Origin of the sequence: Kitasatospora sp. NPDC001540 (genome assembly GCF_042894345.1) — a bacterium.
In the GTDB taxonomy this organism is placed as follows: domain Bacteria; phylum Actinomycetota; class Actinomycetes; order Streptomycetales; family Streptomycetaceae; genus Kitasatospora; species Kitasatospora phosalacinea_C.
This window is the reverse complement of sequence record NZ_JBIAVO010000003.1, coordinates 262,701-283,222: the sequence shown is the minus strand read 5'-3', so window position 1 is coordinate 283,222 and position 20,522 is coordinate 262,701. Positions and strand designations below refer to the sequence as shown.

At 75.3% G+C, this 20,522-nt stretch carries 18 protein-coding genes and 2 tRNA genes; 10 read left to right on the top strand and 10 right to left on the bottom strand.

The window, feature by feature from the left end; genetic code table 11:
- Positions 1 to 406: 406 nt before the first annotated feature.
- From ACFY00_RS06480 to ACFY00_RS06450, 7 genes are all read left to right on the top strand, one after another.
- A complete protein-coding gene (locus ACFY00_RS06480) occupies positions 407 to 724 on the top strand; it encodes an Lsr2 family protein (protein ID WP_033250394.1) in 318 nt (105 codons plus the stop codon).
- Positions 725 to 875: 151 nt separating this feature from the next.
- Positions 876 to 948: transfer RNA gene (locus ACFY00_RS06475), tRNA-Gly, on the top strand.
- Between the two features lie 44 nt (positions 949 to 992).
- Positions 993 to 1,068: transfer RNA gene (locus tag ACFY00_RS06470), tRNA-Gly, on the top strand.
- A gap of 157 nt (positions 1,069 to 1,225) precedes the next feature.
- Positions 1,226 to 2,224 (top strand): ABC transporter ATP-binding protein, encoded by a 999-nt coding sequence (locus tag ACFY00_RS06465; protein ID WP_388027841.1) that lies wholly within the window; start codon positions 1,226 to 1,228, stop codon positions 2,222 to 2,224.
- Positions 2,221 to 3,045 (top strand): ABC transporter permease, encoded by an 825-nt coding sequence (locus ACFY00_RS06460; RefSeq protein WP_388027838.1) that lies wholly within the window; start codon positions 2,221 to 2,223, stop codon positions 3,043 to 3,045. The genes ACFY00_RS06465 and ACFY00_RS06460 overlap by 4 nt, the downstream gene beginning before the upstream one ends.
- 47 nt (positions 3,046 to 3,092) lie before the next feature.
- On the top strand, positions 3,093 to 4,331 hold the full coding sequence (locus ACFY00_RS06455) for a sensor histidine kinase (RefSeq protein WP_388027836.1): 1,239 nt from the start codon (positions 3,093 to 3,095) through the stop codon (positions 4,329 to 4,331).
- Positions 4,328 to 4,945 (top strand): response regulator, encoded by a 618-nt coding sequence (locus ACFY00_RS06450; RefSeq protein ID WP_388027834.1) that lies wholly within the window; start codon positions 4,328 to 4,330, stop codon positions 4,943 to 4,945. The genes ACFY00_RS06455 and ACFY00_RS06450 overlap by 4 nt, the downstream gene beginning before the upstream one ends.
- 25 nt (positions 4,946 to 4,970) lie before the next feature.
- On the opposite strand, the gene ACFY00_RS06445 is transcribed toward ACFY00_RS06450, so the two are convergent.
- From ACFY00_RS06445 to purD, 4 genes are all read right to left on the bottom strand, one after another.
- On the bottom strand, positions 4,971 to 5,870 hold the full coding sequence (locus ACFY00_RS06445; RefSeq protein WP_388027832.1) for a phosphoribosylaminoimidazolesuccinocarboxamide synthase: 900 nt from the start codon (positions 5,868 to 5,870) through the stop codon (positions 4,971 to 4,973).
- Between the two features lie 59 nt (positions 5,871 to 5,929).
- Positions 5,930 to 7,471 carry a N,N-dimethylformamidase beta subunit family domain-containing protein gene (locus ACFY00_RS06440; protein ID WP_388027830.1) on the bottom strand — a complete coding sequence of 514 codons (1,542 nt, stop codon included), beginning with the start codon at positions 7,469 to 7,471 and terminating at the stop codon, positions 5,930 to 5,932.
- A 162-nt stretch (positions 7,472 to 7,633) separates the two neighbouring features.
- Positions 7,634 to 9,121 (bottom strand): hypothetical protein, encoded by a 1,488-nt coding sequence (locus ACFY00_RS06435; protein WP_388027828.1) that lies wholly within the window; start codon positions 9,119 to 9,121, stop codon positions 7,634 to 7,636.
- Between the two features lie 441 nt (positions 9,122 to 9,562).
- A complete protein-coding gene (purD, locus tag ACFY00_RS06430) occupies positions 9,563 to 10,807 on the bottom strand; it encodes a phosphoribosylamine--glycine ligase (RefSeq protein ID WP_388027826.1) in 1,245 nt (414 codons plus the stop codon).
- A gap of 486 nt (positions 10,808 to 11,293) precedes the next feature.
- Here purD and ACFY00_RS06425 point away from each other — a divergent pair, with 486 nt between their 5' ends.
- A complete protein-coding gene (locus ACFY00_RS06425; RefSeq protein ID WP_388027824.1) occupies positions 11,294 to 12,079 on the top strand; it encodes an SLATT domain-containing protein in 786 nt (261 codons plus the stop codon).
- A gap of 165 nt (positions 12,080 to 12,244) precedes the next feature.
- Here ACFY00_RS06425 and ACFY00_RS06420 read toward each other — a convergent pair whose 3' ends face one another.
- From ACFY00_RS06420 to ACFY00_RS06410, 3 genes are all read right to left on the bottom strand, one after another.
- On the bottom strand, positions 12,245 to 12,892 hold the full coding sequence (locus ACFY00_RS06420; RefSeq protein ID WP_388027821.1) for a hypothetical protein: 648 nt from the start codon (positions 12,890 to 12,892) through the stop codon (positions 12,245 to 12,247).
- Between the two features lie 44 nt (positions 12,893 to 12,936).
- Positions 12,937 to 13,839 (bottom strand): GntR family transcriptional regulator, encoded by a 903-nt coding sequence (locus ACFY00_RS06415; protein ID WP_388027818.1) that lies wholly within the window; start codon positions 13,837 to 13,839, stop codon positions 12,937 to 12,939.
- Between the two features lie 134 nt (positions 13,840 to 13,973).
- Positions 13,974 to 14,771: a carbon-nitrogen family hydrolase gene (locus ACFY00_RS06410; RefSeq protein ID WP_388027816.1), complete on the bottom strand. Its 798-nt coding sequence runs from the start codon at positions 14,769 to 14,771 to the stop codon at positions 13,974 to 13,976.
- Between the two features lie 157 nt (positions 14,772 to 14,928).
- Between ACFY00_RS06410 and ACFY00_RS06405 the strand changes: the two genes are divergently transcribed.
- Positions 14,929 to 15,756 carry a maleylpyruvate isomerase family mycothiol-dependent enzyme gene (locus tag ACFY00_RS06405; protein WP_388027814.1) on the top strand — a complete coding sequence of 276 codons (828 nt, stop codon included), beginning with the start codon at positions 14,929 to 14,931 and terminating at the stop codon, positions 15,754 to 15,756.
- 15 nt (positions 15,757 to 15,771) lie between these two features.
- Here the strand turns inward: ACFY00_RS06405 and ACFY00_RS06400 are convergent, their stop codons facing one another.
- Both ACFY00_RS06400 and ACFY00_RS06395 read right to left on the bottom strand, forming a co-directional pair.
- Complete coding sequence (locus ACFY00_RS06400; RefSeq protein ID WP_388027812.1) at positions 15,772 to 17,118, bottom strand: nitrate/nitrite transporter; 1,347 nt, start codon at positions 17,116 to 17,118, stop codon at positions 15,772 to 15,774.
- 64 nt (positions 17,119 to 17,182) lie between these two features.
- Positions 17,183 to 18,406 carry a M64 family metallopeptidase gene (locus ACFY00_RS06395; protein ID WP_388027810.1) on the bottom strand — a complete coding sequence of 408 codons (1,224 nt, stop codon included), beginning with the start codon at positions 18,404 to 18,406 and terminating at the stop codon, positions 17,183 to 17,185.
- Between the two features lie 265 nt (positions 18,407 to 18,671).
- Between ACFY00_RS06395 and ACFY00_RS06390 the strand changes: the two genes are divergently transcribed.
- The gene (locus ACFY00_RS06390) at positions 18,672 to 18,935 is read left to right on the top strand and encodes a helix-turn-helix domain-containing protein (protein WP_388027807.1); all 264 of its coding nucleotides are present in this window, start codon (positions 18,672 to 18,674) and stop codon (positions 18,933 to 18,935) included.
- A 135-nt stretch (positions 18,936 to 19,070) separates the two neighbouring features.
- Here the strand turns inward: ACFY00_RS06390 and ACFY00_RS06385 are convergent, their stop codons facing one another.
- Positions 19,071 to 20,510, bottom strand: a complete 1,440-nt coding sequence (locus tag ACFY00_RS06385) for a dihydrolipoamide acetyltransferase family protein (protein ID WP_388027806.1) — start codon at positions 20,508 to 20,510, stop codon at positions 19,071 to 19,073.
- Between the last annotated feature and the right edge of the window lie 12 nt (positions 20,511 to 20,522).

Here is a 20,522-nt window from a genome sequence, read left to right as displayed (position 1 = left end):
GCCCCGGGGCCCTCTTGCGGGCCACCAGCGGCAACGCGCGTAGACCCACACCCCTTACGCCCCAAGGGGTCCGACTCCCCGACTCCCCTCCCGGGCATCCGATTTCGCCGCTTTAATCCCGTCTGCAACGGCCGGGTATCAAGGGGGGTATGGGCGGGGCCGTGAAGCGGGCTATGGGCCCGGGTATCCCCCGCCGGGGGAAGCCCGTGAATATCCGGAAAAAAGGAATCCCAAACTCTACGATTTCACCGTCCGTCGGGTGCAGAATAGGGCGACCGGCAGCCGAACGCGCCGCATCTCGGCGTGGGCTCCCCTGCCCGCCGGCGGATGCCGCGGTCCCGGCCCAACGGACCGGCGGGGCATCCGAGACCCCCGACGGCCGAATTGCCCGAGAGGATTGACACCCATGGCTCAGCGTGTAGTCGTCACGCTCTCCGACGATCTGGACGGCGGCACCGCCGCGGAAACCGTTCACTTCGGCGTGGACGGGAAGTCGTACGAGATCGACCTGTCCGCCGACAACGCGGAAAAGCTCCGGGAGGCCCTCGCCCCGTTCGTCGCCGCCGGCCGCCGGCAGAGCCGCAGCGGAAAGTCCTTCCGCCGCACCGCCCTCACCCCGGACCCGGCCGCGGTCCGCAAGTGGGCGCAGTCGAACGGGCACGAGCTGCCCGCCCGCGGCCGCATCCCGAAGCACGTGTACGAGGCGTTCGCCGAGGAGAACTGACCGTCGCCACGGGCCCGTTGCGGGCCCGCCGCCCCTCCCCGGCCGCGCCGCCGGGGAAGGGTGGGGCGAGCAGGCCGATTGATGTTGTAGAGTATTTCTCGTCGCCGCAACCGGGGGAACCCGAGCGGGGCGACCGGCGCCCAGGCGCCGTGCGGACGTGGCTCAGTTGGTAGAGCATCACCTTGCCAAGGTGAGGGTCGCGAGTTCGAATCTCGTCGTCCGCTCGCAGTCAGCGTGAACAGACTGGTGCAGTACAATTCCATAACCTGCGGACGTGGCTCAGTTGGTAGAGCATCACCTTGCCAAGGTGAGGGTCGCGAGTTCGAATCTCGTCGTCCGCTCCAGTCTCGAAGGCCCCCCTCCACCGAGGGGGGCCTTCGGCGTTCCGGTGCCGCCCCGCGGGCACCGGTGACATTTGTCACCGCCGGCCCGTGCGCCCGCACCGGCGCCCGGTGAGGGACCGCACTACCGGCGGGCCCCGGCCGCCGGGAGGCTGGAGCCATGACCGACACCAGCCGTCCCCGCCCCGCCGTCGCGGCCCGCGGACTGCACCGCCGCTACGGACCGTCCGGCCCCGGCGGCTTCGAGGCCGTCCGCGGCCTGGACCTCGACGTCGCCCCCGGCGAGCTGTTCGCCCTGCTGGGCACCAACGGCGCGGGCAAGACCTCCACCCTGGAGGTGCTGGAGGGCCTGGCCGCGCCCGGCGAGGGCGAGGTCCGGGTGCTCGGCCTGGACCCGCTCCGGGAGCGGGCCGCGCTGCGCCCGCGGATCGGCATCATGCTCCAGGAGGGCGGCTTCCCCGGCGAGTTGACCCTCGCCGAGACCGGCCGCTGCTGGGCGGGCCTGACCACCGGCGCCCGGGCCGTCGACGAGGCGCTCGACCTGGTCGGCCTGCTGCCCCGGCGCGCCGTGCGGGTCAAGCAGCTGTCCGGCGGCGAGCGGCGGCGGCTCGACCTGGCGATGGCCCTGCTGGGCCGCCCCGAGGTGCTGTTCCTGGACGAGCCGACCACCGGGCTGGACCCGGAGGCCCGGGCCGCGGTGTGGCGGCTGATCCGCGGGCTGCGGGCGGCCGGGACGACGGTGGTGCTCACCACGCACTACCTGGAGGAGGCCGAGGAACTGGCCGACCGGCTGGCGATCATGCACCACGGCCGGGTGGTCACCGGCGGCACCGTCGCCGAGGTGCTGGCCGCGCACCCCGCCCGGATCTCCTTCGAACTGCCCGAGCGCACCGGGGCGCACGCCGCCCTGGAGCTGCCCCCGCTGCCGGGCGGCACCGTCGTGCTGGACGGCCGCCGGGTGCTGCTGCGCACCCCCGACCTGCAGGGCACCCTGACCGAGCTGCTCGGCTGGGCCGCCCGCCACCGGGTCGAACTGGCCCGGCTGGACGCCCGCAGCGCCTCGCTGGAGGAGGCCTTCCTGGCCGTCGCCTCCACCGCCGACCCGGCCTCCGCCCCCGCCTCCCCCGCCGCCCCGTCGCAGATCGGACGCGCCGCATGACCGCCGCCGCCCCCGCCGCCCCCGCGACCCCGACCCCGCTCTCCCGGCTGCTGGCCCTCGGCCGGGCCGAGACCACCCTGTTGCGCCGCAACCGCACCGCGGTGTTCCTGGCCCTGGTGCTGCCGTTCGCCCTGGTCGGCTCGCTCCGCTCGATCCTGCGGGTCGCCGCCGAGAAGACCCCGGGCCTGGACGTGAACGGCAACCTGGTCACCAGCTCGATGGGCATCGTCCTGCTGGTCGTCGTCTACACCAACCTGACCACCGCCTACACCGCCCGCCGCAACGAGCTGGTGCTGAAGCGGCTGCGCACCGGCGAGGCCGCGGACGGCGAGATCCTGCTCGGCACCGCCGTCCCCTCGATCGCGCTGGCGCTGCTCCAGTGCCTGCTGCTCGCCGTCGGCGGCGCCGCCCTGCTCGACCTGCGCACCCCCGCGAACCCGCTGCTGGTGCTGGCCGGGCTGGCGCTGTCCGCCCTGCTGCTGACCGCGCTGGCCGCCCTGTCCAGCGCGGTGACCAGGACGGTCGAGACGGCCGGCATCACCACCCTGCCGCTGATGCTGGCCGCCCAGTTCGGCTCCGGCCTGATGATCCCGCTGGAGTCCATGCCGGACACCGTGGCGAACCTCTGCCGCCTGCTCCCGACCACCCCCGCGCTCCAACTCCTGCACATCGGCTGGCTCGGCACCGACGGCACCGGCCCGTCCGCGGGCTTCGCCGGGACGTGGGCCCCGGCCGCCCCGCCGCTGCTGCTGGCCGCGGCCTGGGCGGGCGCGGCGGCCTGGGGCGCCCGCCGCTGGTTCCGCTGGGAGCCGCGCCGCTAGATTCGTCCGACGACCACCCCGGAACGACGGAGGGCCGCACCGTGCGGATGAGCAGGCCGCGACCGATCCGCCGCTGGCGGGCGCTGTCCAAGCCGCAGCGCAACGAGCTGTACGTGCGCTGGTCGCTGTACGCGGTGGCGGTGATGCAGCCGGTGGTGACGCTCGGTCTGGTGGGCGGGAGCTTCGGCCGCGGCGAGGTGTCGGCGGCGGAGCTGGCGGTGGGCACGGGCGGCTCGCTGCTGGCGGCGGCGCTGAACGCGGTGCTGGTCCGCGGCGGACTGGCCGCCTACCTGGGCCGGCGGCCCCGCCCCTACGGCCGGGTGGTGGCGGCGGGGGCGGCCGCGGTGGCCGTCTCGGTGGCGGCGCTGCTGCTGGGGCCGCCGGTGGAGGCGGAGGGCGCCTCGTTCCCGCTGTCGGTCGCGATCGTGACGATGACCTTCTGGACCGCCACCACCTCGGTCGCGCTCCCGGCCCTGGAGACGGCGGTGGCCGCGGCGGCGGGCCTGCTGCTGCTCGCGCTGCCGCTGCTGCTGACGGGCGTCCCCCCGGGGTTCGTGGTCGGGCTGCTGCTGGGCTGCCTGATCGGGTCGGCGATCGCCGCCTGCACCGCCCGCGGCTCGGCCTGGAACGCGAAGGTGGTCTGGGAGCTGGACGCCGCCCGGGAGGCGCAGGCCCGCCTCGCGGTCGCCGAGGAGCGGCTGCGCTTCTCCCGCGACCTGCACGACGTGCTGGGCCGCAACCTGGCCACCATCGCGCTGAAGAGCGAGCTGGCCGTGCAGCTGGCCCGCCGTCGGCGCCCGGAGGCGGTGGACCAGATGACCGAGGTGCAGCGGATCGCGCAGGACTCGCAGCGCGAGGTGCGAGAGGTGGTGCGCGGCTACCGCACGGTCGAGCTGCACACCGAACTGACCGGTGCCGCCTCGGTGCTGCGCGCCGCGAACGTCGACTGCCGCACCGAGCTGTCCGGCGCGGACGGGCTGCCCGCCGCGGCGCAGTCGGTGCTGGGCTGGGTGGTGCGGGAGGCGGCGACCAACGTGCTGCGGCACTCGGAGGCCGCGAACTGCCGGTTCCGGCTGCGGGTCTCGGGCGGCACCGCGCTGCTGGAGGTGGAGAACGACGGCGTCCCGGCGGTGCCGCCGCCGCGCGCGGAGGGCGCGGGCAGCGGCCTGCGCGGCCTGGGCGAGCGGCTGGCCGCGCACGGCGGCACCCTGAGCACGGTCGGCGGCGGCCCCGGCCGGTTCCGGCTGACCGCCGAACTACCGATCGAGGCGGGGGAACCGACGTGACGACCGACCGGGTGCGGGTGCTGCTCGCGGACGACGAGCACCTGATCCGCGGCGCCCTGGCGGCGCTGCTCGCGCTGGAGGACGACCTGACCGTGGTCGCCGAGGCGGCCTCCGGACCGGAGGCGCTGGCGATGGCCGTCGCGCACCGCCCGGACGTGGCGGTGCTGGACCTGCAGATGCCGGGCCTGGACGGCCTGGAGGTGGCCGCGGAGCTGCGCCACCGGCTGCCGGAGTGCCGGGTGATGATCGTGACCGGGCACGGCCGCCCGGGCTACCTGAAGCGGGCCCTGCGGGTGGGGGTGCGCGGCTTCCTGCCGAAGACGGTCTCCGCCTCGGACCTGGCCGGGATCATCCGCACCGTCCGGGCGGGCGGCCGCTACGTGGACCCGGAGCTGGCCGCGGAGGCGATCAGCGCGGGCGACTCCCCGCTGACGCCGCGCGAGACGGACGTGCTGGAGCTGGCCGCGGACGGCTCCCCGGTCGCCGAGATCGCCGAGCGGGCCGCGCTCTCGCCGGGCACGGTCCGCAACTACCTGTCCTCGGCGGCGGGCAAGCTGGGCGCGGAGAACCGCCACGCGGCGGTCCGGATCGCCCGCGAGCACGGCTGGCTGTGACGGTCCGCCACAGCCAGCCCGGGGCTCACTTCCAGGCGAGCCCGGTGAGCTTCTCGTACGCGTCGATGTAGCGCTGCCGGGTGTGCGCGACGACCTCGTCGGGCAGCCGCGGCGGCGGGTTCTCGCTCTTGCGGTCCCAGCCGGAGGCGGGCGAGGTCAGCCAGTCGCGGATGATCTGCTTGTCGAAGGACGGCTGGTCGCGGCCGGGCTGCCACTCGTCGGCGGGCCAGAAGCGCGAGGAGTCGGGGGTGAGCACCTCGTCGCCGATGACCAGTTCGCCGTCCAGCAGGCCGAACTCGAACTTGGTGTCGGCGAGGATCAGGCCGCGGTCGCGGGCGATGTCCCGGGCCCGGGAGTACACCGCGAGGGTGGTCTGCCGGAGGGTGGCGGCGAGTTCGGCGCCGACCCGGCGGGCGGTCTCCTCGTAGGGGACGTTCTCGTCGTGCTCGCCGACCTCGGCCTTGAGCGCCGGGGTGTAGATCGGGCCGGGCAGTTCGGAGCCGTTGTCCAGGCCCTCGGGCAGCGCGACGCCGCACACGGTCTGCGAGACCCGGTACTCCTCCAGGCCGGAGCCGGCCAGGTAGCCGCGGGCCACGCACTCCACCGGCACCATGTCGAGGCTGCGGCAGACCAGGGTGCGCCCGGCCCAGTCGGCGGGGGCTCCCGCGGGCAGCTCGGTGGAGATCACGTGGTTGGGGACGATGTCGGCGATCCGCTCGAACCACCACAGCGAGAGCTGGGTGAGGACGCGGCCCTTGTCGGGGATCTCGTTGGGCAGCACCCAGTCGTAGGCGGACGTCCGGTCGCTGGCGACCATCACCAGGTTCCCGTCGGCGTCCCGGTACAGGTCGCGCACCTTGCCGGTGTGCAGGTGGACCAGGCCGGGCACCTGGACCGGCTCGGGCTTGGTGACGAATCCGCTCACGCTCAGTCAGTCCTCACAGCTGGGGGGCTCTGCGAGCGAAGTCTTTCACGTCCGCCCGGTCAGGGGCCGGTGCGCCCCTCCTTGCACAGGTGGTCCAGCAGGTTGGCGGTGGCGCGCTGGATCCGCTCGTCGGTGTGCCCGGGCCGGTCCAGCGCGGGCGACCAGGCGAACGTCCCGGCGGCGAACACGTACGCGCCGCTGGGCGCCCGGTACAGCGAGGTCTCCTGGTGGGTGGCCCGCCCGGCGGCGTCCCGGTACGGGGAGTGCGCGAGCAGCACCCGCTCGGTGTGCGCGGGCAGTTGGACCTTCGGGTAGTAGCGGTCGGCCTCCCCGGCGACCAGGTCGGGCAGTTCCTCGCCCTCGGCCAGGCCGGTGCCCTGCCACAGCCAGTGCCCGGTGTTGCGGGCCACCAGCGGCACCGGCGCGGGCACGCTGCCCGCGTACTGGATGCCCAGCAGGTGCTGCTCGGGCTCCCCGGCGTCGCGCCACAGCGCGGAGGCGGCGCCCGGCACCCCGGCGGCGGGGTGGTCGGCGGCGACCCGCTGGCGCTTGCGGCAGTTCAGCAGCCGGGCCGGCTCGCCGTCGGGGCCCGGCGACAGCTCGACCCGCCAGTACAGGCTGTTGGCGGACAGGAACACCAGCGAGGTGCCGCCGTCCCGGGCCCGCTCGGCGGCCCGGCGCATCGGCTCCGACCAGTACTCGTCGTGCCCGGGGAAGACCAGCGCCTTGTAGCGGGAGGCGTCCACCAGCCCGGCGTGCAGGTCGGTCGCGGTGGCGTAGCCCAGGTCGTAGCCGTAGCGCTCGGCCCAGCGGATGAAGTCGTAGGCGTGCCCGACGTGCAGCGGCAGCCCGGCCCCGGCGTGCGGCCGGTCGAAGGAGACCGTGACGGCCGCCTCGCCCTCCCCCACCAACTGCCCGGCGTCGTCCCAGGCGTGGTAGAGGCTGGCCCCCAGGTGCCCGTCCTCGGGGAACAGGTTGTACGCCTGCCAGGTCACGTCGGGCAGCACCAGCAGCAGGTCGGCCGGGCCGAAGTCCCGCACGGTGAACGGGATGTGGCTGCGGTGGCCGCCGTCGGCGGTGGTCAGCACGGCGACGTACGCGCCCGAGCGCCAGTCGGCGGGCACCTGCAGCCGCCAGGACTGCCACCAGTGGTGGCAGGAGACGGTGCGGTCGGCGACCATCGGCGCGGGCTGGGCCAGGCCGGAGATCAGCGGGCTGGAGTACACCTGCCGGGCGCCGTCGCCGCCGTCGTGGCCGATCCGGTAGACGTCGACCTGGAACTCCTGCGGCGGGTTGACCGTCACCCGCAGGTCCACCGAGCCGCCGGGGCGGACCACGCCCGCCGAGGCGAAGCCCTTGATCTGCCGGCGCACGTCGTCCGCGTTGCGCGGGCCGCTGACCGCGGGGCGCGGCCGGGCCTGGCCGTCGAGCGGCCGCTGGCCGGGGGCGTCCACGCTCACGTACCAGGGGACCACGCCCTCGCCGTCGGCCAGGTAGTGGTCGGGGCTGCGCAGCCAGGGCAGCGGGCCCTGCCCGAACGGGTCGGACACCCCGTGCGCCAACGTGCCGGACTCCCACCGGCGGTTGGACTCCGTCCCCACGCGCCCCTCCCCACCCTTCGCCCATCCACCGAGGGTTGGCATTTGCCATGCGGATGTGCGTGCGGACCAGCACACCACAGTTGGTCGGCGAAGCGTCACCCCACCGTAGCAATTGGTACGAATGAAACCGGGTTTCCCGGGACGGTCCGAAACCGTCCCGGTTCAGCCCGAAAGGCGCACCGGTCGCTCGACCCGGACACCGGCCCGCTCCAGCCAGCCGCGCAGCGGTCCGTCCTGCCCGTCCTCGACCGCCATCGCCACCGCGGGGGCCAGCTCGGCCCGGGGCGCGGCCGGGCAGAGCAGCACCGGTCCGTCCAGCCAGTCCAGGCCCGCGGTGGCCGTCCCGGCGTCCACCGCGGCGCAGCAGACGGTGGCCACCAGGTGCTCGACCAGCAGGTCACGGCCGCTGCGCACGGGGGGCAGCGGGGGCGCGACCTCGGCGGCGCGCGCCACCCGGCCGGCCAGCGCGGCGGCCAGCTCCTCGGCCTCGCCCGCGGCCAGCCGGGCCAGCAGCTTGTCCAGGGCCGGGCCGGTGTGCGGGCGGTCGTCGCCCAGCGCGGCCTGCAGGGCGGCGGCCTGGGCGCGCCAGCCGCGGTCGACCACCCGCTGCGGGTAGTCCTCCCAGTCGAGCGGCTGCCAGCCGCCGTCCGGTTCCTCGTGCAGCAGTTCGGCGGCCAGCCGGGAGACCCGGGTGTCGACCAGGCCGGGCTCCTCCAGCAGGTCGCAGGCGGGGCGGTCGCCGAGCCGGTGCTCGTAGTCGTCGGCGAGCCGGTCGCGGCGGGAGAGCTCGGTGAGCGCGGAGACCACGCCCGCGTTCAGGTGCGCGGGGTGCAGGCCGAGCCGCCAGGCGGGCAGCGCGACCCGGGTGAGCAGGCGGTCCCAGCCCGCGTAGGCCAGGCCGACCTGGGCCTGGGCGGCGATCCGCGGCCCGTAGTCGACGGCCCTGGCCTGCTCGGAGGCCCGGGCGGCGACGGCGTGCTCCAGTTCGGCGGAGTGCTCGCGGCAGGCGCCCAGCAGCCGCCGGTCGACCAGGCCGACCAGTGCGGCGGGGCCGCGGCGGCGCTCGCCCAGCGAGGCGTCCAGGGTGCGCACCCAGCGGCGGGCGGCGGCGATCTCCGGGTCGGCGGCCGCGGCGGTGCCGGCCACCACGGGGGCGAGCAGGGCGCGCAGCTCCCCGGCCCGCATCCACCACAGGAAGGGGGAGCCGATCACCAGCACCGGCGCGGCCGGGCCGCGGCCGCCGGGGCGGTGCGGTTCCTCCAGCCAGCTGTCGCAGTCGGGGGTGAGCGCGATCGCGGCGGGCGCCGGGACGTCCAGCCGGTCGGCGAGCTCCTCGATCAGCCGGTACAGCTCGGGGGCCTCGGTGCGGGCCAGCGCCACCGCGGGGGTGACCGGCGGCACCGCCCGGCGGTGCGCCCGGGCCACCAGGGCGGCCAGTGCCAGGGTCAGCGCGGCGACCGCGCAGACCGCCCAGCGGATGCCGTCCCAGAGCGGGGCGTCCGGCGACCCGGGGGCGCCTATGTGTCCGGTGAACCGCCCGGCCAACAGCACCACCGCGCAGGCGGCGGGCAGCGCGGCGGCGGCCACGGCCCGTCCGCGCAGACGCAGGACGGCCTGGGCTCGTGCGCGTGCGGTGTCCACTGCAGTCATCGCCGCGGCACCCCCTTCGCAGCCGACTCGACTCGATCAATTCCGGTACGGGAAGCGGCGGATGCCGAACCCGGTGGTACGACTCGCGTGGCGCTCTCCTGCCAGTCTCGACGCCCCGGTGCGGGCGGGTGTTCCGGAACTCCGGCGATTCCACCCGTCCTGGTGACACCGCGGCGGGGCGCGCCACCGCTCCCAGCATCCCCCCGGCGCGCCGAGGGGACGAGCCGCGTCCGCGCCCGGATCCCCGCCCCGGCGCGATGCAGCGCACCCTAAGGCCCGCGCTCGCGCCCCGTCAGCAGGATGCCCGGGTCATCACCCGAAGGGCTGGTTTTCCGGGCGCCGGGCTGACCGCCGCGACCTCGGGAAACGCCACGGGGCGCTGCGTCCGGACGGGTCGGTCCGGGCACAGCGCCCCGTGGGAGCGGTCTGCTACGGGTGCGGCTACCGCGCGGCCCCGGCCGCGATGTCGGTGCGGTGCTGGGCCCCCTTGAAGGAGATCTCCGCGACGCCCGCGTACGCCCTGGCCCGGGCCTCGGCGAGGTCCGCGCCGACGGCGGTGACGGACAGCACCCGGCCGCCCGCGGTCAGCACCGCGCCGTCCGGGCCGGGCGCCGTCCCGGCGTGCAGCACGAAGGCGGTGCCGTCGGCCTCCGCCGCGTCCAGGCCCTCGATCGGGTCGCCGGTGCGCGGGCTCGCCGGGTACCCCTCGGAGGCCATCACCACGGTGACCGCGGCCTCGTCGGACCAGCGCAGCGGCTCCAGCTCGCCGAGCGTGCCGTTGGCGGCGGCCAGCAGCACCCCGGCCAGCGGGGTGCGCAGCCGGGCCAGCACGACCTGGGTCTCCGGGTCGCCGAAGCGGGCGTTGAACTCGATCACCCGGGTGCCGCGCGAGGTGAGCGCCAGGCCCGCGTACAGCAGGCCGGAGAACGGGGTGCCGCGGTGGCGCAGCTCGTCCACGGTCGGCTGCAGGACGCTCTCCAGCACCTCCGCGACCAGGCCCTCGGGGGCCCAGGGCAGCGGCGAGTAGGCGCCCATGCCGCCGGTGTTGGGGCCCTGGTCGCCGTCCAGCGCGCGCTTGAAGTCCTGCGCCGGGACGAGCGGGAGCACGGTGGTGCCGTCGGTGATCGCGAACAGCGACACCTCGGGGCCGTCCAGGTACTCCTCGATCACCACCCGGCCGCACGCCACGGCGTGCTCCAGCGCGGCGGCCCGGTCCTCGGTCACCACGACGCCCTTGCCCGCGGCCAGGCCGTCGTCCTTGACCACGTACGGGGCGCCGAACGCGTCCAGCGCCTCGGCGGCCTCCTGCTCGGTGGTGCAGACGTAGGAGCGGGCGGTCGGGACGCCGGCCGCGGCCATCACGTCCTTGGCGAACGCCTTGGAGCCCTCCAGCCGGGCGGCCTCCTTGCCGGGGCCGAAGACCGGGATGCCGGCCGCCCGCAGCGGCTCGGCCACGCCGGCCACCAGCGGGGCCTCCGGGCCGACCACCACCAGGTCGGCGCCCAGCTCCCGGGCGAGCGCGGTGACCGCGTCGCCGTCCAACTGGTCGACCGGGTGCAGGGTGGCCACCCGCGCGATCCCGGCGTTGCCCGGGGCGCAGTGCAGCTCGCTGACGGCGGGATCTTGGGACAGTGAGCGGCACAGGGCGTGTTCGCGGGCGCCGGTTCCGATGACGAGGACCTTCACGCCTGCCAAGCCTAGTCGGTGGCCGGTTCCGCGCCGTCGGCGGCTCCGGCGGAAGCTCCGAACCGGGCGGCCCTCCCCCGGCCCGGGTTCGTAGGAAGACACGAGGAGCTCTCCCGAACAGCCGTGCCGTCACGCCGACGACCCCGGCCGCCCTCGCTCGGACGGGTGAAATCCGGCCAGCCGCCGCAACCCTCCCACCTCGGCTTCCGGAGGTGAAATCACATAACGATCACTGCGGAAGCGCCCCCACGGTCAGCCATTTGGCGGTAAGAAGTGCTGTTGGACCAGGGACCCGGCCGCACCGCCGGGCACGGCACCATGGGCGGCTGCGGCCCGCGCTCGGCGCCACGGGTCCGCACCGCCGTGCCACGAACCGCCAGATCCACGAGGCCGGTCGTCCGTCCCGCCGGACGACCGTCCTCCGTACCGTTCAGTCCCGGTGCCCGCCGGGCCTCCGCAGTCACCCCGCCACAGGGAGCGCCACAGGTGAGCCAGCCGGAAATGCAGCCCGAGGAGAGCCCCTGGGGCAAAGAGGTCGCCGACGACGACCAGTCCGTCCCGGGCGTCGGCGGACGGACCCCGACCCGCCGCCGCGCCGACCTGAGCGCGCGTCAGTTCCCGCTCGGCGACTGGGGCGAGCCCGCCGAGCGCCTGGAGGAGCTCTACCGCTGGTCGGAGGAGCGGGCCGTCGAGGCGATCGACTGGTACCGCCGGGACCGGGTCTGGAAGCGCCGCTGGGCCCGCCTGCTGCGCTTCTCCACCGCCGTCTTCACCCTCGGCGGCGTCACCGCCCCGCTGGCCTCCCTCACCGGTGAGCTCTCGCACGCCATGGAGTGGGGCTACACCGGCCTCGCCCTCGCCGCCGCCTCGCTGGCCGCCGACCGCGCCTTCGGCCTCACCTCGGGCTGGATGCGCGACGTCTCCACCGCGCAGGCCCTGCAGCGCCGCCTGGAGGCCTTCCAGTTCGACTGGGCCTCCGAGTGCGTCCGCGAGGTCCTCGGCCCCACCGAGGGCACCGCGGGCGAGGCCGCCGAGCGCTGCCTCGGCGTGCTGCGCCGCTTCTGCGAGGACGTCTCCGACATGGTCCGCACCGAGACCTCCGAGTGGATGCTGGAGTTCCGGGCCGGCATGAGCCAGCTCCCCACCCAGGCCCCCGGCGCCTGGGGCGGCCGCAGCGAGGGCGGCTCCGGCGCCCAGGTCCGCGTCCTGCCCCCGCCGGGCACCCGCCCCACCATGCCCCGCCAGCGCCCCCCGGAGGGCCCCCTGCGGTGAAGTCGGCCGGGTCAGCGGCCCCGGGGGCGCGAGGAACTGCGCGGCCAGCCGAGCACGCGCAGCCGGATCGCGATGCAGGACGAGGACTTGCACTATCCCGCGATCTTGCTGACGCGCTCCTCCCGCTGCGCGCAGTTCCTCGCGCCCCTGCTTTCGCCTCTCGCGTCAGGCGAAGACGATCATCGAGCCCTGGGTGACGCTGCGGGTCGCCGCCGTGTAGAGCCCGGCCCAGGCGTGGCGCTCCCGCGCGTAGGGGTGGAAGTCGTCGAGCGGGGGCCCGAAGGGCTGCTCCAGCTGGGTCGGGCCGAGCGGGCGGGTGGGCTGCGGGGGGTCGAGCGGGTCGATGCCCAACAACGGTGCGACCGCCTGGAGTTCGCGCAGCAGCCCGTACGAGGACCCCAACGGCCCGCCTGCGGCCAGGAGTTCGTCGGCGACCAGCGGGGCGTGGAAGTCGACCGGCAGGTACGCCCCGGCGTGGTCGAAGTGCCAGACCAGGTGCGACTGTTCGGCGGTGGCCTCGAACATCTCCAGCAGTTGCTCGTAGTCGCTGCCGAGCGCGTCCACCGGCGTCACCTCGAACCCGGTGAGCCCCAACAGGTAGGCGCGGCGCAGGAAGTGGAGCGAGTCGTAGTCGAACGCGGCTATCGCCTCGACGTCCCCGGAGAAGCCCGGCACGTACGGGTGGACCGGGACGGGCGGCAGTCCGTACTGGGCGAGCACCGCGTCGTAGCGGTCGAGGTCCTCGCGGAACGGGTTCTCGGGGCTGTGGGAGAGCACGTCCACGAGCGGGACGAGCCAGAGGTCGCAGGCCATGGGCCGGCTCATCCTCTCGGGTGGCGAGGCAACGGGCCCCAACCCTACCGGCCCGTGGCGGGCTCGCCGCTGCCCGGGCGGAACGGCCGGGCGAACCGTCCGGGCGGCACGAAGCGGGGCATCGGCACCCGGCCCAACCCGACGGCGGTGGACGCGGGTCGGGGGCCGATCGCGGGCGGCCGCGCCACCGTCGCGGCGGGCGGCGGGGCGACCGGCTCGCGCAGCAGCCGGAGCACGGCGACGTCCTCCAGGGACCGGTCGAGCCGCCGGGCGAGGAGTTCGACGGTGAACAGGTTGTAGTCGTTGACGACCCGGTGCGCGCCGGACCGGTCGCGGGCCTCGATCCGGTCGACGAGTTCGCCGTGCCTGTCCCAGCAGACGCCGGCCAGGTCGCCGCCCGTGGCCCGCAGGTGCGGGGCGGCGAACATCCAGGACTGGATGCGCAGCCAGCCGAGGTAGTCGGCGATCCGGTCGTTGCACAGCACCGCGGCGGCCTCCTGCCAGAACCGCAGGTCGCAGCCGACCAGGACGTCGAGCTGTCCGGCCCGGGCGGCCCGGGCCGCGGCGTCGGCGCGGCGGCGCAGCGAGGGCAGCCGGGCCCAGTCGTAGCGGTGCTCGCCGCGGGCGCCCAGGTGGCGCACCGCGTTGTCGGTGAGCAGGGTGCGGGCCTCGAAGATCTCCAGGAAGTCGTCCCAGGTGTACTCGGGGACGGTGAAGCCGCGGTGCGGTTCGCTGACCAGCAGCCCCTGGGCGGCGAGGTCGACCAGGGCCTCGCGGGCGGGGGTGGCGGAGACGCCGTAGATGTCGGCGATCTCCTTGACGGTGAAGTTGCGCCCGGCCGGGAGCCGCCCGGCCATCATCTCGTCGCGCAGGGCGTCGGCGATCTGCTCGCGCAGGCTGTTGCGCCGGATCAGGGCGCGCCCGCTCCCGGCTCCCGCAGCGGTCATCGCCGCCCCCTCTCCGTGCCGCACCCTCGTGCGGCCGGGACCCGGCTCACAAAACGCGCACAGAGTACCCCGGAATGGTCAATCCGGACCAAGGGCGCGGAAAAATACGTGCCCTTGCCGCCGGTCCCGCCCGCTCAGCGCTGCACGGGGGCGGGGATGCCGAGCAGCCGGTCCCGGTGGACCGGGAAGTCGGCCCGGCACTTGGCGACCTCGGCGGGGTCGAAGTCGACGGTGAGCACCTGCTCGTCCGGCCCGGCCTCGGCCAGCACCCGGCCCCAGGGGTCGACGACGATGCTGCGCCCGGCCTGCTCGACCCCGCCGTGGGTGCCCGCGGTGTTGCAGGCCAGCACCAGGGCCTGCTCCTCGACGGCCCGGGCCCGGGCCAGCAGGTTCCAGTGCTCGGCCCGGCGGGCGGGCCAGGCGGCCGGGACGACCAGCAGTTCGGCGCCGCCGTCCAGCAGTGCCCGGAACAGCTCGGGGAAGCGCAGGTCGTAGCAGGTGGCCAGGCCCAGTACGGCGAACCCGGCGTCCGCGGTGACGATCTCCTGCCCGGCGCCCATCGCGACGGCCTCGCCGCTGTCGAAGCCGAAGCGGTGGATCTTGCGGTAGGTGCGGACGAGTTCGCCGTCGGGGGCGAACAGCAGCGAGGTGTTGTAGATCGGGCCGTCCGGGTCCCGTTCGACGATCGACCCGGCGTGCAGCCAGCAGCCCACCGCCTTCGCGGCGGCGGACATCGTCTCGGCGGTGGGGCCGTCCAGCGGTTCGGCGCCGGTCGGCCAGGCGTCGTAGGCGAAGCCGCCGACCGGCCACAGCTCGGGCAGCACCACCAGGTCGGCACCGTCCTGGGCGCGGACCAGCGCCGCGGCCCTGGCCCGTCGCTCGGCGGCCGGTTCGGCGTCCGACACGGCGAGTTGGATCAATGAAGCGCGCACAGTACCACCGTCCACGACAAGAGTCCTACGATCGTCACCCGAAAGCGCTGCCCTGCTCTCACCCGGCAGCGTAACGTGCCGTATGCGCGTCCGTGCGAGGTCTCGGCAGCCCGGGCGACGTGGGACGACGCAAGCCGACGGAGGGGCCGGAGATACCGTGACGGACAAGCAGAGCGTGCAGGCGTACACCGACGCGTGGACGCAGTCGATCGAGTCGATATCCGAGCTGCTCGCCGCACTGCCGACCGACGCGTGGAACCGGGCCACCGAGTGCCCCGGCTGGTCGGTCCGGGACGTGGTCTCGCACATCATCGGCGTCGAGTCGGAGCTGCTCGGCGACCCGCGCCCGATCCACGCGCTGCCGCGCGACCTGCGGCACGTCACCAACGAGTTCACCCGCTACATGGAGCTGCCGGTCGACAAGCGCCGCTGCTGGACGCCGGTGGAGATCACCAGCGAGCTGGAGTACACGGTGATCCGCCGCTCCCGCGCGCTGCGCAACGCCAAGCACGAGCCGGAGGACCTGGTGCGCTTCCCCGGCGGCCCGCTGGCCCGGGACGTCCCGTACGCGACGCTGCTGCGGCTGCGGGCCTTCGACGTGTGGGTGCACGAGCAGGACCTGCGGCGCGCCCTGCGGACGCCGGGCAACCTGGACTCCCCGGCCGCGCTGGTCACCCGGGACTGGCTGATCGAGACGCTGCCCAAGCAGGTCGCCAAGCGGGCGGGCGCCCCGATCGGCACCACGGTGGCCTTCGACGTGGCGGGCGCGCTGCCGTTCCACCGCACCGTGCGGATCGGCCCGGACGGCCGCGGCACCGTGGACGACTCGGTGGTGCTGGCTCCCGAGGTGCGGCTGTCGATGGACTGGCAGACCTTCGTCCGGCTGTGCTGCGGCCGGGTCCGCCCGGAGACCGCGATCGTCGACGTGATCGGCGACCAGGAGCTCGGCACCCGGGTGCTGGCCCACCTGGCGAGCACCCCCTGAGCGCCTCCTGACCCGCTACCGCTCCAGCTTGCGGCGCAGCCGCAGGATCATCGTCGTCCCGAGCAGCAGCGGCACCAGCTGGAAGCAGAACGCCAGCTGGTAGGCGTGCGCGCCGTAGCCGTCGCTGCCCGGGTCGGCGAGCGCGTCCAGCAGGACGCCGATGCCGAGCAGGGTGATCATCGAGCCGATGAAGCCGCCCATGTTGGCGATCCCGGAGGCGGTGCCCATCCGCTCGGCGGGGTTGTAGGCGCGGGCGTAGTCGAGGCCGATCAGCGAGGCCGGGCCGTTGCTGCCCATCACCAGCACCAGCACCACCAGCAGCCACAGCGGCGGGTGGCCGTGCGGCCAGGCCAGGGCGGCGGTCCAGCAGAGCGCGGTGACGGCGAGCACGGTGAAGGCGATCGGCAGCCGGGCGGCGGCCGAGCGGGAGACCAGCCGGCCGAACAGCAGGCCGAAGGCCATCCCGCTGAGCACCAGCAGGCTGAGCAGGCCGCCCGCCCCGGCGCGGGACATGCCCTGCCCCTCCACCAGGTACGGCATCCCCCACAGCAGGCCGAACGCGGACGCCGGGAAGGCCGTGGTGAAGTGCACCCACATGCCGAGCCGGGTGCCGGGCTCGGACCAGGCGGCCCGGATCTGCTGCCCGACCGGCAGCCGCGGGCTCTCGTGGAGAACCGGCTGCGGCGCTCCGGGCGGGGCCTCCTTGAGCAGCACCAGCACGGCGACGAAGACCACCGCGCCGGTCAGCGCGATCGCGCCGAAGGTGGTGCTCCACCCGGCGGTGTGCAGCGCCTGCGCGAGCACCACGGTGGTGAACAGGTTGCCGCCGGTGCCGACCAGGCCGGTGAGCTGGGCGACGAACGGGTTGCGGGCGGCCGGGAACCAGCGGGCGGCGACCCGCAGCACGCTGATGAAGGTCATCGCGTCGCCGCAGCCGAGCACCGCCCGGGAGGCCAGCGCGGGCGCGAACGCGGTGGAGAAGGCGAAGGCCAGCTGCCCGGCGCTCATCAGCGCCACGCCCAGCATCAGCACCCGGCGCGGGCCGATCCGGTCCACCAGCAGGCCGACCGGGACCTGCATCCCGGCGTACACCAGGACCTGCAGGATCGAGAAGGTGGACAGGGCCGAGGCGCCGATGCCGAACCGGGCGGCGGCGTCCATCCCGGCCACGCCGAGGCTGGTGCGGTGCACCACGGCGAGGACGTAGACGCTGACGCCGACCGTCCAGGCGAACCAGGCGGCCCGGCCGCCCGGCGGGCGGAAGACGGCGGCCGCCGGGGCGGCGGCGGCGGGGGCGTCGGCCGGGCGGCGGGGAGCGGGGGCGGACAGGGACGGTGCGGTGCGGGCGGGGTCCACGCTCATAGTGGAACCAGGCTAGTCATCCCATGACCTGACCTTTGGGCCGGGGTCGGCGGAACGTCCGGTTTCAACCGGTGAGCGTCCAGTTCACCGTCCGGGTCATGTACGCGTTGCGGAACGCCTCGTCGCGCACCCAGTCGGTGGTGTCCTGGACGGTCGCCGTGACGGTGTGCCTCCCGCCCGGCTCCAGCGGCAGCGCCCCGCTGTCCAGCCAGGTGCCATCCGCGCTGCTGGCCTCCACCGGCTTCCCGTCCAGCGCCCAGCTGACCCGCAACTGCCGCGGGCCGGTCAGCGCCAGCGGCCGCACGTGCAGCTTGGGCCGCCCGTCGACCTGCCCGGGGGGCGGTTCGGGGTCGTCGGCGGGCTTGACCCGGCGGTACAGCTGCTCGACGATCGCCTCCCGGGAGGGCAGGTTGTACGTGCTGCCCAGGGTGCGCATCACCGAGTCGGCGGTCGGCCGGTACAGGCCGTTGGCGCTGCGGTACGCGCCGATCACCCCGCCGCCGTCCGGCGACTCGGCGCCCAGCCAGCGCCACCACTTGGTCCGCTCGCGCAGCATCTCCTCGGCGTCCACCGCGGACAGGTTCGGGTAGTCCGGGTCGTTCGGCGCCGAGTCGTACTCGTCGCCGAGGGTGCCGACGGTGTGCCCGATCTCGTGCTGGATGATCCGTCCGGCGTCCGGGCTGCCGCCCGCCAGGGTGGTCACGCCGGTGCCGCCCGCCCCGCCGTACTCGGTGGAGTTGGCCAGCGCGATCAGGTACTGCGGCCCGTCGCCCTGCCCGGCCCAGCGGGCGGTGGCCTGCTCGTCCGCGCACAGCAGGCGGGCGGTGCCCTCGCACCAGAAGTGCATCCCGAGCGGGGTGGCGGTGGACTTCCCGGCGCTCTCGGTCTCCGCGATGCCGGGCACCGGGGAGACCACGTCCACCCGCCGTATGTTGAAGAACCCCTGGTAGGTGCGGAACGGCTCGATCTCCAGCAGCGCCCGCCAGGCCCGGTCCGCCTGCTCGTGGAACAACTGCTGCTGGGCCGCGGTGTAGCCGTCGCCGAGCAGCACCAGGGTGATCCGGTTGGACGCGTCGCCGGTCAGCCGCAGGTCGACCGAGGGCGCGCCGGGGGGCCGCAGGTCGGGGTGGGAGACCGGCGGCAGCGCCCGGTCCGGGCCGGGCGGCGGCCCTATCGCCGTCGAGGGCGCGGGCGAGGCCAGTTCCACCACGGCGGGCAGCACGGCGGCGGCCACCAGGAGCAGGGCGGCCGCAGAACGCATCACGGGGCCGGGAGCACCAGTCGGCATACGCGGGGGTCCTCGCTGCGACGGCCGCCCGGCCTGGCTGCGCGGGCGGCTTGGTCGCACACACGTACCCGTCGCGGCCCCGGCCCGGGCGGGGGCGGCGCGAAACTCCCTCGGGCGGCGCAATGCCGGACCCGGCCGGGTGATTTCCGCTAGGCCGCCGACGGAACGCCCAATTCCTCATGCCCGAAGCCGAGTTGGAAATGCGAACGGCTCCCGTCCGGACGGGATACGCTGCCGAACGGGGGAACGACAGGGGGGCGAGGCCGTGGAGACCCGGCGGGAGGACGACCCGCGCGAGACGTTCGGCCGCGCGCTGCGCGCGCACCGGCGGGCCGCCCGGCTGACCCAGGAGGAGCTGGCCGCCAAGGCCGGGCTCGGCGTCCGCACCCTGTCCGACCTCGAACGCAGCGTGGCCGGGCCGCGCCCCGCCACCGCCGCCCTGCTCCGCACCGCCCTCGGCCTCGGCCGCCCCGCCGCCGCGGGCTTCCACGCCCTGGCCGACGCCAGTTGGCGCTCCGCCCGGCCCTGAACGGCCCGGCCCCGACCCCGGACGCACCCTGGCCCGAACGCACCCTGGCCCGAACGCACCGGGCCCGGACGCACCGGGCCCCGCTCCGGCGTGCTGCGGAGCGGGGCCCGGCGGGGTCCTGCGGGCGGGGCGGCGTCAGCCCCAGGTAATCAGGCGCTTCGGGTGCTCCAGGATCGCGGCGGTGTCCGCCAGCACCTTGGAGCCCAACTCGCCGTCGACCAACCGGTGGTCGAAGGAGAGCGCCAGCGTGGTGACCTGGCGGGGCACCACCTTGCCCTTGTGCACCCAGGGCAGCTCCCGGACCGCGCCGAAGGCCAGGATGGCGGCCTCGCCGGGGTTGAGGATCGGGGTGCCGGTGTCGACGCCGAAGACGCCGACGTTGGTGATGGTGATGCTGCCGCCCGACATGTCCGCCGGGGAGGTCTTGCCCTGCCGTGCGGTCTCCACCAACTCACCGAGGGCGACCGCCAGTTGGGAGAGGGTCCGGGAGCCCGCGTCCTTGATGTTCGGAACGATCAGGCCGCGCGGGGTGGCCGCGGCGATGCCGAGGTTGACCGCGCCCCGCAGGACGATCTCCTGGGCCGCCTCGTCCCAGCTGGCGTTGATCTCCGGGTGCCGCTTGACGGCGGTGAGCAGCGCCTTGGCGACCAGCAGCAGCGGGCTGACCCGCACCCCGGCGCCGAGTTCGCCGCTCTCCTTGAGCCTGCGCACCAGCTTCATCGTCCGGGTCACGTCGACCTGGACGAACTCGGTGACGTGCGGCGCGGTGAACGCGGAGGCGACCATCGCCTGCGCGGTGGCCTTCCGCACGCCCTTCACCGGCACCCGGACGTCCCCGGCCGCGCTCGGCACCGGCAGCGCGGGCGCCGCCTCGGCCACCGGCTCCGCGGGGGCCGCCACCGGCTCGACGACCGCCTCGGCGGCGGTGCTCGCCGCGGCGTGCACGTCCTCGCGGGTGATCACGCCGTTGGGGCCGGTCGGCACCACGGCGCGCAGGTCGATCCCGAGGTCCTTGGCGAGCTTGCGCACCGGCGGCTTGGCCAGCGGACGCTCCCCCTCCCCGGTCGGAGCGGCCGGAGCGGCCGGAGCCGCGGGGGCGACCGGGGCCGCCGGAGCGGCGGGCACCACCGGAGCCGCCGGGGCGACCGGAGCCGCGGGCGCGGCCGCGGCGGCCGTCCCGTTGGTGCGGCGGGCCCGGCGCTGCACCGAACCGGTGCGCGGCCCGTACCCGACCAGCACCTCGCGCCGCTCCGGCTCCGCCTCGGCGGCGGGCGCCTCGGCGACGGGCGCGGGCGCGGCGGCACCGGCGGGCGCCGCGCCCGCGACGGCCACCGCGATGATCGGCGTGCCGACGTCGACGGTGGCGCCCGCCGGGAAGTGCAGCGCCTCGACCACGCCGGTGAACGGGATCGGCAGCTCGACGGCGGCCTTGGCGGTCTCCACCTCGCAGACCACCTGCCCGTCGGTGACGGTGTCGCCCGGCTTCACGTACCAAGTAAGGATCTCGGCCTCGGTGAGGCCCTCGCCCACGTCGGGCATCTTGAACTCGCGGAGCGAGTGAACGTCAGTGGTCATCCCGTCCCCCTG

Excerpts from the sequence above, each read along its gene's own strand:
- ACFY00_RS06480 (WP_033250394.1), top strand. The coding sequence starts at position 407 with ATGGCTCAGCGTGTAGTCGTCACGCTCTCCGACGATCTGGACGGCGGC.
- ACFY00_RS06465 (WP_388027841.1), top strand. The coding sequence starts at position 1,226 with ATGACCGACACCAGCCGTCCCCGCCCCGCCGTCGCGGCCCGCGGACTG.
- ACFY00_RS06460 (WP_388027838.1), top strand. The coding sequence starts at position 2,221 with ATGACCGCCGCCGCCCCCGCCGCCCCCGCGACCCCGACCCCGCTCTCC.
- ACFY00_RS06455 (WP_388027836.1), top strand. The coding sequence starts at position 3,093 with ATGAGCAGGCCGCGACCGATCCGCCGCTGGCGGGCGCTGTCCAAGCCG.
- ACFY00_RS06435 (WP_388027828.1), bottom strand. The coding sequence starts at position 9,121 with ATGACTGCAGTGGACACCGCACGCGCACGAGCCCAGGCCGTCCTGCGT.
- ACFY00_RS06420 (WP_388027821.1), bottom strand. The coding sequence starts at position 12,892 with ATGGCCTGCGACCTCTGGCTCGTCCCGCTCGTGGACGTGCTCTCCCAC.
- ACFY00_RS06415 (WP_388027818.1), bottom strand. The coding sequence starts at position 13,839 with ATGACCGCTGCGGGAGCCGGGAGCGGGCGCGCCCTGATCCGGCGCAAC.
- ACFY00_RS06400 (WP_388027812.1), bottom strand. The coding sequence starts at position 17,118 with ATGAGCGTGGACCCCGCCCGCACCGCACCGTCCCTGTCCGCCCCCGCT.
- ACFY00_RS06395 (WP_388027810.1), bottom strand. The coding sequence starts at position 18,406 with ATGCCGACTGGTGCTCCCGGCCCCGTGATGCGTTCTGCGGCCGCCCTG.
- ACFY00_RS06385 (WP_388027806.1), bottom strand. The coding sequence starts at position 20,510 with ATGACCACTGACGTTCACTCGCTCCGCGAGTTCAAGATGCCCGACGTG.